Below are 13,048 nucleotides of genomic sequence, written 5' to 3' on the forward strand. Positions count from 1 at the left end.
CCGAACTCGGGGAACACCGCTACACTGCCTAAATCGCGCGGAGACGGCCGCATTGCCTTGACATCCAGGCTTTGGCCGCTATGTTCGCGCAACCTTTGGGAAGCCGAGCGCCTGCCATGCGTAACATTATTACCAAACTCCTTATCGCCGTCGTACCCAGGCACACCGCCGGGGATGGCTAGCTGCCATCCACAAGACAGGCGGTGTGCATGGGCCCTCTTCGGGGCCTTTTTTATTTCCCGAACCCGACACGAACGAAGCCGCTGACAACAGCGCATCCGGAGCAAGCCAATGAGCGACAAGAGCCACGATCCGAACCAGATGACCGGCGCCGCGATGATCGTGCGCGCGCTCATCGATCACGGCGTGACCGACATTTTCGGCTATCCCGGCGGCGCCGTGCTTCCGATCTATGACGAGATCTTCCAGCAGAGCGAAGTCCAGCACATCCTGGTCCGTCACGAGCAGGGTGCGGGCCACGCCGCCGAGGGCTATGCCCGCTCGACCGGCAAGCCGGGCGTCGCGCTGGTGACCTCCGGCCCCGGCGCCACCAACATGGTGACGCCGCTGACCGATGCGCTGATGGACTCGATCCCGCTGGTCTGCATTTCGGGCCAGGTCCCGACGCATCTGATCGGCAACGACGCGTTCCAGGAATGCGACACTGTCGGCATCACGCGCCCCTGCACCAAGCACAATTGGCTGGTGCGCGACGTCAATGATCTTGCGAAGGTGCTGCACGAAGCGTTCTACGTCGCGACCTCCGGCCGTCCCGGCCCGGTGCTGGTCGACGTTCCCAAGGACGTGCAGTTCGCGACCGGCACCTATCATCCGCCGCGCAAGTCCGACGTGCACCGCTCCTATGCACCGCGCGTGAAGGGCGATGCGGCGCAGATCCGCAAAGCGGTGGCGCTGCTGGCGGGCGCCAAGCGCCCCGTGATCTACAGCGGCGGCGGCGTCATCAATTCCGGCCCCGAGGCGACCAGGCTGTTGCGCGAGCTGGTCGAGGTCACCGGCTTCCCGATCACGTCGACGCTGATGGGTCTCGGCGCGTACCCGGCCTCGGGCAAGAACTGGCTCGGCATGCTCGGCATGCACGGCACCTACGAGGCCAACATGGCCATGCATGATTGCGACGTCATGCTGTGCGTCGGCGCGCGCTTCGACGACCGCATCACCGGCCGCGTCGATGCGTTCTCCCCTGGCTCGAAGAAGATCCACATCGACATCGACCCGTCTTCGATCAACAAGAACATCCGCGTCGACGTGCCGATCATCGGCGATTGCGCCAACGTCCTCGGCGACATCCTGCAGGTGTTCAAGGCTGAGGCGAAGAAGCCGGACATCAAGTCGTGGTGGCAGCAGATCGCGCAGTGGCGCGCCCGCAACTCGCTCTACTACAAGAAGAGCAACGACGTCATCCTGCCGCAGCATGCGATCCAGAGCCTGTTCGAAGCCACGCGCGGCAGGGACACCTACATAACCACCGAGGTCGGCCAGCATCAGATGTGGGCGGCGCAGTTCTACGGCTTCGAGGAGCCGCATCGCTGGATGACGTCGGGCGGTCTCGGCACCATGGGCTACGGCCTGCCGGCCGCGGTCGGCGTGCAGGTGGCCCATCCCGACAGTCTCGTCATCGACATCGCAGGCGATGCCTCGGTGCAGATGACGATGCAGGAGATGTCGACGGCGGTGCAGTACGAGCTGCCGATCAAGATCTTCATCCTGAACAACCAGTACATGGGCATGGTGCGGCAGTGGCAGCAGCTGCTGCACGGCAACCGGCTGTCGCATTCCTATTCGGAGGCGCTGCCGGATTTCGTCAAGCTCGCCGAAGCCTATGGCGCCGTCGGCCTTCAGGTGCACAAGCCCGGCGATCTCGACGGCGCCATCAAGGAGATGATCTCGGTCAAGCGCCCGGTGCTGTTCGACTGCCGCGTCGCGGCGCTCGAAAACTGCTTCCCGATGATTCCGTCCGGCAAGGCGCACAACGAGATGCTGTTGCCGGAGCAGGCCAACGACGAGGCGACCGCGAAGGCGTTCGCCGGCGGCAAGGCGCTGGTGTGACGAGCGACATTTGAGGGGACGACAATGAACCAGCCCGCATCCGCCTATTTCATCGAAGAGCGCCACGATCCGAACGAGACGCACACGCTCGCCGTGCTCGTGCAGAACGAGCCTGGCGTGCTCGCGCGCGTCATCGGCCTGTTCTCGGGCCGCGGCTACAACATCGAAAGTCTCACGGTCTCGGAGACCGAGGCCCAGAAGCATCTGTCGCGCATCACCATCGTCACCACCGGCACGCCGATGGTGATTGCGCAGATCAAGAACCAGCTCGACCGCATGATCCCGGTCTATCAGGTCGTCGACATGACCCAGACCCGGCGCTCGATCGAGCGCGAGCTCGCAATGGTGAAGGTGCGCGGGCAGGGCGAGCACCGCGTCGAGGCGCTCCGGCTGGCGGATGCGTTCCGGGCCCGGGTGATCGACGCCACCACCGAGAGCTTTGTGTTCGAGATCACAGGCAACACGGACAAGATCAACCAGTTTATCGACCTGATGCGCCCGCTCGGCCTCGTCGAGGTGTCGCGCACCGGCGTTGCCGCGATCGGACGCGGGCCTGAAGGGATGTGAGCCATGCTGGCGCGCGACTGGTACTATAACGAGCGGAACCGGATGGGGATCGGGCCCGCCGTGGCCTCGATCTACGACGCCCACGACGATGCCGACCTGCGGGCGCGCGCCGCACTGAAGATGCTGGGAGTCCAGCGCGGCTGGCGCATCGCCGACATCGGCTGCGGCAACGGCGTGCTGGCGACCGAAGCGGCGCTGATGGGTGCCGAGGTCGACGCCATCGACATCTCGCCGGCGATGCTGGCGCTCGCCGAGATCTACGCGCGCGACCGCAAGGCGCCCGTGCGAACCCAGTCCGCCGGCCTGCTCAGCTTTGCCTATCGACCGGAATCCTACGATCTCGTCGTCAGCGAGTTCACGCTGCACCATTTGCCGGATTTCTGGAAAGCAGTGGCGATGTCGCGGATTTTTCGCGCCCTCAAGCCGGGAGCGACGTTCTACCTGCGCGACATCGTCTACACCGCGATGCCCGACGCGATCGAGCGCGACGTCGAGCAATGGGCCGACTTCCAGATCAAGAACCACGATTTCGCGCGCGAAAGCGTGGTGACGCATATGCGCGACGAATATTCCACCTTCGGCTGGGTGATGGAGCGGATGCTGACCGACGTCGGCTTCACGCTGGTCTCGGCCGACTACCACGGACCGATGCACGGCACATATCTGCTGCGCAAACCCAATTCTTCCACGTAAAGGCCGGCGAGCAAGGCTAGACGAATAACAACAGGGCTGCACGACAGGGCAGAACCGAGAACAACAATGAAGCCGGCCGATATCCTCATCGCCGTCCTGGTGGCGATCATCTGGGGGCTTGCCTTCGTGGCGAGTCGGTTCGCGCTCGACGAGCTGTCGCCGGAGCTGATGACGGCGCTCCGCTTCGCCATTGCAGCGGTGCCATGCCTGTTCATCCGCAAGCCCAAGATCACCTGGTCGCTGCTGATCGCGATCAGCTCCACGTTGTTCCTCGGCCAGTTCCTCAGCCAGGCCTATGGCATCGCTCACGGCGTGCCGGTCGGGCTCACCAGCGTGGTGGTGCAGAGCCAGGCTTTGTTCACGATCGGTTTTGCCGCGATCGCCTTTGGCGAGCGTCCGACACCGATGCAGACGCTCGGCATCGCTATCGCCGCGATCGGCCTCCTTATGATCTGCGGTACGGTCGGCTACGATTTCAGCGTCGCTGCGTTCGCGGTGCTGATGATCTCGCCGCTCAGCTTCGCGGTCGGCAATCTACTGCTGCGCAAGGCACGCGGCGTGCCGATGTTCGACCTGTTCGCGTGGCTGTGCCTCGCCTCGGCCGTGCCGCTGTTCGTGCTGACGCTGATCGCCGACGGCCCGGCGCCGACCTGGACGTCGCTGAGCCGGATGTCGCTGACATCGGCGCTCTGCATGCTGGCGCTTGGCGGCATCTCCACCAGCATCGCCTATTGGCTGTGGGGCCGATTGCTGCGCGACTATCCCGCCGCGCAAGTGGTGCCGTTCGCGCTGCTGGTCCCGTTCGTCGGCTCGGCGGCCTCCAGCATCGTTTTCGGCGAGCGGTTCGGACCCTTGCGGCTTGCCGGCATGGTGACCGTGATCGGCGGTATCGCCGTGATGGTGCTGGCGAAGCGGCCCAATACGCTACCCGAAGAACCGTTGCCGAAGACGGCGTGAGATGAGCATGTCCCAGTCGCTGCTCTATGCCTTCCTCATCTTCATGGTCGTGATGTATTTCACGCCCGGGCCGAACAACATCATGCTGCTGTCCTCGGGCCTGACCTACGGCTTCCGGCGCACCATCCCCCACATCGTGGGCATCGTTCTCGGCTTCGCCTTCATGGTCGCAGCTGTCGGCCTCGGGCTCGGCTCCGTATTCCTGGCCTATCCGATCCTGCAGACCATCCTGAAATATGCCGGTGCCGCCTACCTGATCTATCTTGCCGCCGTGATCGCCATGTCCGGCCCGGCCAAGCCGGGGGAGGGAGACGGCCGCGGCCCGATGACCTTCTGGGGCGCGGCGATGTTCCAATGGATCAACGCCAAGGGCTGGGTGATCGTGATCGGCACCATCACCGCCTATGCGGCGATCGCCCAATTCCCGCTCAATATCGCGATCCAGACCCTGATCAGCCTGATCGTCGGTACCGTCTCGACCGTGGTCTGGGCCCTGTTCGGCTCCGCCTTGCGGCCGGTCCTGACCTCGGAGCGGCTGGTCCGCGCCTTCAACATCCTGATGGCAATCCTGCTGCTGGCCTCCCTCTACCCCGTTTTCATGGATGCATGATGTCGCGGATTTCCATGCAGAAACGGGTTTCCCTCAGGGCTGAAAATGCTCTAGACAGCCCCCGAAATCCGCAAATTTCACCCTTCGGACACTGACCAATGGCCGATTTTCGGCCCTGAACGAGGAAACGACCATGCGTGTTTATTACGATCGCGACGCCGACCTGAACCTGATCAAGGGCAAGAAGGTCGCCATCGTCGGCTATGGCAGCCAGGGCCATGCCCATGCGCTCAACCTGAAGGATTCCGGCGTCAAGGAAGTCGCCATCGCGCTGCGCAAGGGATCGGCCTCGGCCAAGAAGGCGGAGAACGCCGGCTTCAAGGTGATGGAAGTCGCCGAAGCCGCCAAATGGGCCGACCTCGTCATGATGCTGACCCCGGACGAGCTCCAGGGCGACATCTACCGCGAGCACCTGCACGACAACATGAAGAAGGGTGCGGCCCTGGTGTTCGCGCACGGCCTCAACGTCCATTTCAACCTGCTCGATCCGCGCGCCGATCTCGACGTGCTGATGATCGCGCCGAAGGGCCCCGGCCACACCGTGCGCTCGGAATATCAGCGCGGCGGCGGCGTGCCCTGCCTGATCGCGATCGCGAAGGACGTCTCGGGCAACGCCCATGACCTCGGCCTGTCCTACGCCTCTGCCATCGGCGGCGGCCGCGCCGGCATCATCGAGACCACCTTCAAGGAAGAGTGCGAGACCGACCTGTTCGGCGAGCAGGTGGTGCTCTGCGGCGGCCTGGTCGAGCTGATCAAGGGCGGCTACGAGACGCTGGTCGAAGCCGGCTACGCGCCGGAGATGGCCTATTTCGAGTGCCTGCACGAAGTGAAGCTGATCGTCGACCTGATCTACGAAGGCGGCATCGCCAACATGAACTACTCGATCTCCAACACCGCCGAGTACGGCGAGTACGTCACCGGTCCGCGCATCATCACGGACGAGACCAAGAAGGAGATGCGCAAGGTTCTGGCCGACATCCAGGGCGGCAAGTTCGCCCGCGACTGGATGCTCGAGAACAAGGTCAACCAGACCTCGTTCAAGGCGACCCGCGCCAAGCTCGCTCAGCACCCGATCGAGGAAGTCGGCGCCAAGCTGCGCGACATGATGCCCTGGATCAAGAAGGGCGCGCTGGTCGACAAGAGCAAGAACTAAGAAGTCGTTTCCCATCAGCAGCGCAGCACGTTGGTGCTGCGCTGCTGATCCGGGGTCCATTGTGGCTCCCTGGGTCCCGGCTCTGCGCTCCGCTTCGCTGCGCTTGTCCGGGACACCGCCAAGAATCCAAGGCATGATCGCGGGCACCTGAGGGAGGGAAGACCATGCGATCTGTCGTCGTCACCGGTGCGTCCACCGGCATCGGCTGGGCTACCGCAAAATTCCTGATCGGGCGCGGCTTCCGAGTCTTCGGCAGCGTCCGCAAGCAGACGGATGCCGAGCGGCTCGAGGCCGAGTTCGGCGCCAATTTCGTCCCGCTGCTGTTCGACGTCACCGACGAAGCCGCAGTCCTGGCGGCTGCGCGAGAAGTCCGCGAGGCGCTGGGCGGGGAGACGCTGGCCGGCCTCGTCAACAATGCCGGCGTCGCAGTCGCCGGTCCCGTGCTCGAATTGTCGGCCGACGATTTTCGCCGCCAGATGGACATCAACGTCATCGGCCCCGTCATCGCGACCCAGGCGTTCGGGCCGCTGCTCGGTGCCGATCCCTCGCTGAAGGGGCCGAAGGGGCGGATCGTGATGATCAGCTCGGTCGCGGGCAGAAACGGCAATCCGCTGTCAGCGCCCTATTCCACCTCCAAGCATGCCATCGAGGGATTGGCGGAAAGCCTGCGCCGCGAATTGATGCTGTTCGGCATCGACGTCATCATCGTCGCTCCCGGCGCAGTGAAGACGCCGATCTGGAGCAAGGCCGAACAGATCGATCTCTCCGTCTACCAGAACTCGCCCTATCTGCCGGCGCTGAACAAGGTCATGGCCTTCATGATGGACCTCGGCGCCAAGGGCCTGCCGGCCGAGCGGATCGCCGAGATCGTGTTCGAGGCGCTGACGGCGGCGCGCCCCAAGGTGCGCTACCAGATCACGCCCGACCCGATGCGCCACTTGATCGCGGCCGTGCTGCCGAAGCGGACGCTCGATCGCATCATCGCCAAGCGGCTCGGGTTCCTGCCACGGTAAGGCAGGCGCTTCAGCCCGCCGCAACGGCCTGCCCGTGCGGGCGGCGGGCCATCGCGATCATGCGCAGCGCCAGCACGATCAGCAGCGGAATGAGGAACGCGGCATAAAGCGGCATCGCCGGCACGCGCATGCCGAACGACACCAGGAACTGGAACCAGAGATAATAGCCGCCCACCAGGTGCAACGTCCGCCAGGCGCGTGGTCCGATCAGCGCGGCGGTGCGGTCGAACGAGGTCGCGCTCATGGCAACGATGACGGCATAGCCGATGCCGCCGAAGATGTAGGAGACGACCGAGGTTGCTTGCGCAAAGCTGGCGGGGTCCATCCAGGCGAAAACTACGATCGCGACCGCGTGGATGGCGTGGGACGCGGCAAAGCTCAAGCCGAGATAGCGCCGGTTGCGGCGCTGCCAGCGCGTCCAGGCATTGGGCCACAGCCGCGCCAGCGCCGCGGCGCTGAAGGCGAGGCAGAACAGCGCGAGCGAGCTTCGCGCCGTGAAACGGATCACCATCCGCACGCCCTCGACCTCGAACTGCCGCATTGAGGCGATCCACAGGCTGAGGACGATCAGGCTCAACGAGAGGGCGGCCAGCAGCCGCCAGCCCTCGAGCCAGCCTAGACGTTGCGACATGGTGATCTCCCTGCATTATGTAAGCATCGATTACATGGCGTGACACCCGCGCGGTCAATGGTGTAATCGCTGCTTACATTCACGTTGAGGTGATGCTAGAAGGGCCCATGTCCGCTCGTCAGCCCTCCAGGCCGCGTGCCCGCCGCCCCACGGCCCAAGCCAAGCCCTATCACCATGGCGACCTTCGCCGCGTCCTGATCGATGCTGCGCTGCAACTTGCGGCGGAGGGAGCGGAGGTCTCAGTCCGTGAAGCTGCGCGCCGGGCCGCGGTGTCTCCGGGGGCGCCATTCCGGCACTTTCCGAACCGCGATGCTTTGATGGCGGCGGTGGCGGAGGAGGCGCAACGGCGGTTTCGCGCCGAGATCGAGGCAGTGCTGACGGAGGCTCCGGCCGCCGGCCCACTCGCTCGCTTCCGTGCCTTCGGGCTCGCTTACCTGCGCTGGGCGATGCGCAATCCCGCCCATTTCGAGATCATCTCCACCGGGCGTTACTTCGCCCATGGCAGCTCCGCCGACCTCAGCCGCGACAATGCCGAGCTGATCGCGCTGACCGAGGGGATTCTGGCTGATGCGGAGGCGCAGGGCCTGCTGCGACCGGCCGACCTCAAGCAAGTCCAGATCGCCGGCCGCGCGCTGGTCTACGGCTTTGCCCGGATGAATCTCGACGGCCATTTTCCGCGCTGGGGCGTCGAGGAGGGCGAGATCGAGCGGATGGCGGAAGCGGTGCTCGACCTGTTCATTGCCGGGATCGCGAAATCCTGACGCCGCGGCAACCGCCGCTGGATCCTCATGGTGAGGAGGCGCGCAGCGCCGTCTCGAACCATGAAGGCCCCAGTCCGGGCCTCGCCCTTCGAGACGCCCGCTTCGCGGGCCCCTCGGGGTGAGGCGATGGAGTTGGGCGTGCGGGCACTCGTAACGTGTGGCACCTCGCCGCCGCCCACCAGGATGAAGCGAAGGTCGGATCACGACGCGCGTTGCCTGTCCTTGACCGTTCCGTTACAGTTTTATGACACGGTGCAGGCTTCCGGCTGCGCCGGAGGCCCTGGTCGTTTTCGGGCCGGCCAGACGGCTTGGCATCACCGCACCGGACCAGAGTTGCGTGTCCTCGATGGCGTCCGCGCCCAATCCAGGTCCTTCTGCCACCACCGCCGTGCTGGCGAGCGTCGCCGCGCTCGGCATCTGGCGGCTGCTTGCCGTTGCCGCGCCGCACCTTGCCGCCCTCGCCCTGATGTATCAGACCGAGACCGATTTCGGCTCGCGGCTTTCGTTCGCGCTGGCCTGGGGCATCCTCAATTTCTTCTGGATCACATTGCTGCGCCGGCCGGCCCTCTCCGGCGCGCTGTCGCTCACCATGGTGGTCGTGCTGGTGCTGCTGTCGCGGCTGAAGCACGACGTCGTGCAGATGACGGTCAACTTCATCGACCTGATGATGATCGACCGCGACACCGTCGCGTTCCTGTTCGCGATCTTCCCGAATTTGCGCTGGTCGGTGATCCTGGCAGGCCTGGTCACACTGCCGCTGATGTATGCGCTGTGGTGGCTCGATCCTTTCCGCATCCGCCGCCTGCCCGCGCTCGCCTGCAAGCTGGCCTGTCTTGCCGCGCTGGTCTTCTATTCGCTCTATCACCCTGACGAGGCCTGGCGCGGCTATTACGACGACGGCTATCTCTCGAAGTTCTTCCGCTCGGGCGTCAGCTCGGTCTCCGATTTCGTGCAATACGGCTTCATGGAATCGGCCGCTGCGACCAATGAGCGGCTCAACATGCCGCTGGTTGATTCCTGCCACCCCGCCGGGCGCCGGCCGAACATCATCATGATCCATGATGAATCGAGCTTCGACATCCGCGCCGCCCGCGGCATCAAGGTGCCGCAGGGCTACGGCAGCCACTTCAAATCCTGGGACGGCAAGCAGCGCACGTTCCTGGCGGAGAGCAATGGCGGGCCGAGCTGGTTCACCGAATACAACGTGCTGGCGGGGCTCTCCTCGCGTTCGTTCGGCCGCTTCGCCTATTTCGTGACACGCATCGCCTCGAGCCGCGTCGAGCGTGGACTGCCGCTGGCGCTGCGCCGCTGCGGCTACGACACGATGTCGCTCTATCCCGCCCATGGCGGCTTCATGGCCGCCCGCAGCTTTCAGACGACCACCGGAATCGAACGCTTCCTCGATTCCAAGGATCTCGGCGCCAAGGACGTCGAGCCCGACAGCTTCTTCTACGACAAGGCGCTGCAGCTGATCGGCCAGCAGCCCCCCAACAAGCCGCTCTTCACCTTCATCTATCTCGGCGCCAATCATTTCCCCTGGGAGACGCGCTTCCGTCCCGAGCTGCTGCCGAACTGGCGCGCGCCGGGCAATGTGGCGTCCATCGACGAATATCTGCGCCGGCAGGCGATGAGCGCCGAGCAGTACAAGGCGTTCGTCGCGGGGTTGAAGAAGAAATTTCCGGGCGAACCGTTCCTGATCGTGCGTTACGGCGATCATCAGCCTGAGTTCGCGCCTGCCATCCTCGAGCCCGGGCTCGACGAGGGCGCTCTCGGCAAGAAGCTCGACGCCTACGATCCGCGCCTCTATGCGACCTATTACGCGATCGACGCCTTGAATTTCGAGCCGGTCAGAAGCGAGGCCGTGATGGACACGATCGACGGTCCGTATCTGCCCCTGGTGATCCAGGAGGCCGCGGGCATCCCGCTCGACCCGTCCTTTGCCGAGCAGAAGGAGATCATGCTCCGCTGCAAGGGCGTCTTCTACGGCTGCAAGGACGGCGCCGAAGCGCGGCGGCTGAACCGCCTGCTGATCGATGCCGGGATGATCCGGGGGCTGTAGCCTCTCGCTACGTATCTCGTACTTTGTAGGGTGGGCAAAGCGGAAGCGTGCCCACCACCTCTCACCGCATTGAAGAGATCGTGGGCACGGCGCTGGCGCGCCTTTGCCCACCTTACGAAATCTCGCCCTACCGCCCGCCCACCTTCTCCCACAGCCACCTCGCCACCGCATCGGGTGATGAATTCGCATCGTTGCCGCTGGCGCGCAGGTTCGCTTCGCGCATGGTGGCGATGTCGATCTTGCCGAGCAATGGTCTCAGCGCCGCCTTGAGTCGCTCGTCACCGGCGCGCTTGGGCGCGAGCAAAAGGATCGCGTCATAGGGCGGGATGGCTTGCCTGGGGTCGTCGAGCGCGACCAGATCGTATTTCGCGATCAGGCCGTCGCTGGTGTAGCCGGCGATGACGTCGACCTCGCCGCTCGCCACCGCCGCATACATGAAGTCCGGCTGCATCTGGCGCTGGGCGCGGAACGAGAGGCCGTAGGCTTTCTGCAGCGCCGCCCATTCCGGCCGCGAGAAGAACTCGTAGTCGCCGGCGATCGACAGCGTCGATGCGTGCGCGGCGAGATCGGTGATGGTGCGGATGCCGAGCGCCTCGGCACGTTGCTTCGGCATCACCAGCGCATAGGCATTCTCGAAGCCGAGCTCGCCGAGCAAGGTGATGTTGTCCTTCGCGAGCGCGCTCTTCAGCTCCGCGATCAGCTCGGCGCGCGGCTTGATGTCGGTGCGATGCAGCTGGTTGGCCCAGAGCGTGCCGGAATAATCGACACAGAGATCGATGTCGCCGGCCTTCAACGCCCCGAAGATCACGCTGGAGCCGAGCCCCGAGCGCGCCGTCGCGGAGAGGCCGGCGGCCTGCAGGCGGTCCCTGAGCAGGGCCGACAGCACATATTGCTCGGCGAATGTCTTGGCGCCGACGACATAGCCCTGCGACGAGCGCCCCATCGTCGGCACCAGCGTGGCGGCGACCAACGCTGCGATGCCGGCCGCGCCGAGCGCAGAGCGGGCATGGCTGCGCTGGCGCAGGCCACCTTCGATCAGGCCGAGCAGCTGATCGACGGCGAGTGCGAGCAGGGCCGAGGCAAAGCAGCCGAACAGCACGAACACCCAGTTCTGGGTCTGAAGTCCGGCAAAGATGTAATTGCCGAGGCTGGTCTGTCCGATCGGCGTCGACAGCGTCGCGGTGCCGATCACCCACACCGCGGCGGTGCGGATGCCCGCCATCATCACCGGCAACGCCAGCGGCAGCTCGACCATGATCAGCGACTGGCGTGCGGTCATGCCGACGCCCTTGGCGGCCTCGATCAGCGCGGGATCGATGCCGTTGAGCCCGGCGATGCCGTTGCGCAGCACCGGCAGCATCGAATAGAGCGCCAGCGCCAGCATGGCCGGCAGGAAGCCGAAGGCCGAGAAGGACACGCCGAACCAGGCCAGCGTCACCGATGCCGCCAGCAGCAGCAGCGGATAGAACAGCGCGAGCAGCGCCAGGCCCGGCACCGTCTGCACGATGCTGGCGACCGCGAGCAGAACGGCGCGCGGCGCCGGGCGGTTGCGCGTCAGGATCGCCAGCGGCAGGCTGACGGCGAGACCGAGCGCGAGCGCGGCCAGACTCACCCGGACGTGGTTGCCGAGATAATCGGGCAGATGCGCCAGCGCCTCGCCCCAGCGTGGATCGGCAAGCAAGCTCATGCCGTGCCGCCCTGCGGCAGCAGCGCGTTCAGCCGTTCGACCTGGCGGCGCGGCGTGCGCAACAGCTCCAGCACATAGCCCTCGCTGCTCGTCGACAGCTCGGCAGGGGTGCCCTGGGCGAGCAGCTTCCCGCCGCGCATCACCGCGATACGGTCGGCGAGCAGGATCGCCTCGGTGATGTCATGCGTGATCATCACACTGGTCAGGCCGAGCTTGCGGTGCAGCGAACGATAATCCTCGCCGAGCGCGTCGCGGGTGAGCGGATCGAGCGCGCCGAAGGGCTCGTCCATCAGCACGATGCGCGGCTTCGCCGCAAGCGCCCGCGCCACCCCGACGCGCTGGCGCTGGCCGCCGGAGAGCGCCGCCGGCAGGCGGTCGCGATGCGCATCGCCGTCGAGCTGCACGAGCGCCAGCAACTCGTCGACGCGTGCAGCGATGCCCGCCGCCGGCGCGCCCAGCAATTTGGGTGTGATCCCGATATTGTCAGCGACGCTCAAATGCGGAAACAGCCCGCCGCTCTGGAAGACGTAGCCGATCCGCCGCCGCAGCGCGACCGGATCGACGCTTTGCACGTCCTCGCCCTCGACACTGATGGTGCCGCCATCGGCCTCGATCAGCCGGTTGGCGAGCCGCAGCAGCGTCGTCTTGCCCGAGCCCGAGCTCCCCACGATGGCCACGAACTCGCCTTCGGCGACATCGAGCGACACGCCGTCGACAGCCCTGAGCGAGCCGAAGCTCTTGCTGACGTGGGAATAGCTGATGGCCGGTTTGGAAGGCATCTCAAGTAGGCTCGCTCTCCTTACCCTCCCCTGGAGGGGGAGGGTCGATCGCGCGGAAGCGCGAGCGGGGT

At 65.4% G+C, this 13,048-nt stretch carries 12 protein-coding genes; 9 read left to right on the forward strand and 3 right to left on the reverse strand.

Annotated features, from left to right (window positions below; all coding sequences use genetic code 11):
* Positions 1-291 precede the first annotated feature (291 nt).
* The 7 genes from WI560_RS07115 to WI560_RS07145 all read left to right on the forward strand — a co-directional run bounded on the left by WI560_RS07115 (position 292) and on the right by WI560_RS07145 (position 7,060).
* The gene (locus tag WI560_RS07115; protein ID WP_375307427.1) at positions 292-2,067 is read left to right on the forward strand and encodes an acetolactate synthase 3 large subunit; all 1,776 of its coding nucleotides are present in this window, start codon (positions 292-294) and stop codon (positions 2,065-2,067) included.
* Positions 2,068-2,091: 24 nt separating this feature from the next.
* Entirely contained in the window at positions 2,092-2,634 is a 543-nt protein-coding gene (ilvN, locus tag WI560_RS07120) for an acetolactate synthase small subunit (RefSeq protein WP_028137987.1), read from the forward strand.
* A gap of 3 nt (positions 2,635-2,637) precedes the next feature.
* Entirely contained in the window at positions 2,638-3,327 is a 690-nt protein-coding gene (locus tag WI560_RS07125) for a class I SAM-dependent methyltransferase (protein WP_375307428.1), read from the forward strand.
* Between the two features lie 66 nt (positions 3,328-3,393).
* The gene (locus WI560_RS07130) at positions 3,394-4,284 is read left to right on the forward strand and encodes an EamA family transporter (protein ID WP_375307429.1); all 891 of its coding nucleotides are present in this window, start codon (positions 3,394-3,396) and stop codon (positions 4,282-4,284) included.
* A 7-nt stretch (positions 4,285-4,291) separates the two neighbouring features.
* Positions 4,292-4,894, forward strand: coding sequence for a LysE family translocator (locus WI560_RS07135; RefSeq protein ID WP_028137984.1), 603 nt, complete (start codon positions 4,292-4,294; stop codon positions 4,892-4,894).
* 133 nt (positions 4,895-5,027) lie between these two features.
* A complete protein-coding gene (gene ilvC, locus WI560_RS07140; protein WP_257176015.1) occupies positions 5,028-6,047 on the forward strand; it encodes a ketol-acid reductoisomerase in 1,020 nt (339 codons plus the stop codon).
* A gap of 164 nt (positions 6,048-6,211) precedes the next feature.
* Positions 6,212-7,060 carry an SDR family oxidoreductase gene (locus WI560_RS07145; protein WP_375307430.1) on the forward strand — a complete coding sequence of 283 codons (849 nt, stop codon included), beginning with the start codon at positions 6,212-6,214 and terminating at the stop codon, positions 7,058-7,060.
* A gap of 10 nt (positions 7,061-7,070) precedes the next feature.
* Here WI560_RS07145 and WI560_RS07150 read toward each other — a convergent pair whose 3' ends face one another.
* Entirely contained in the window at positions 7,071-7,691 is a 621-nt protein-coding gene (locus tag WI560_RS07150) for a hypothetical protein (RefSeq protein WP_375307431.1), read from the reverse strand.
* A gap of 107 nt (positions 7,692-7,798) precedes the next feature.
* On the opposite strand from WI560_RS07150, the gene WI560_RS07155 reads away from it, so the two are divergent.
* Both WI560_RS07155 and WI560_RS07160 read left to right on the forward strand, forming a co-directional pair.
* Entirely contained in the window at positions 7,799-8,452 is a 654-nt protein-coding gene (locus WI560_RS07155; protein ID WP_375307432.1) for a TetR/AcrR family transcriptional regulator, read from the forward strand.
* Between the two features lie 346 nt (positions 8,453-8,798).
* Positions 8,799-10,511 (forward strand): sulfatase-like hydrolase/transferase, encoded by a 1,713-nt coding sequence (locus WI560_RS07160; RefSeq protein WP_375307433.1) that lies wholly within the window; start codon positions 8,799-8,801, stop codon positions 10,509-10,511.
* 127 nt (positions 10,512-10,638) lie between these two features.
* Here the strand turns inward: WI560_RS07160 and WI560_RS07165 are convergent, their stop codons facing one another.
* Entirely contained in the window at positions 10,639-12,198 is a 1,560-nt protein-coding gene (locus tag WI560_RS07165) for a glycine betaine ABC transporter substrate-binding protein (RefSeq protein WP_375307434.1), read from the reverse strand.
* Positions 12,195-12,977, reverse strand: coding sequence for an ATP-binding cassette domain-containing protein (locus WI560_RS07170; RefSeq protein ID WP_375307435.1), 783 nt, complete (start codon positions 12,975-12,977; stop codon positions 12,195-12,197). Before WI560_RS07170 ends, WI560_RS07165 begins: the two co-directional genes overlap by 4 nt.
* Positions 12,978-13,048: the final 71 nt, after the last annotated feature.

Origin of the sequence: Bradyrhizobium sp. A11, from assembly GCF_042077125.1 — a bacterium.
In the GTDB taxonomy this organism is placed as follows: Bacteria; Pseudomonadota; Alphaproteobacteria; order Rhizobiales; family Xanthobacteraceae; genus Bradyrhizobium; species Bradyrhizobium japonicum_B.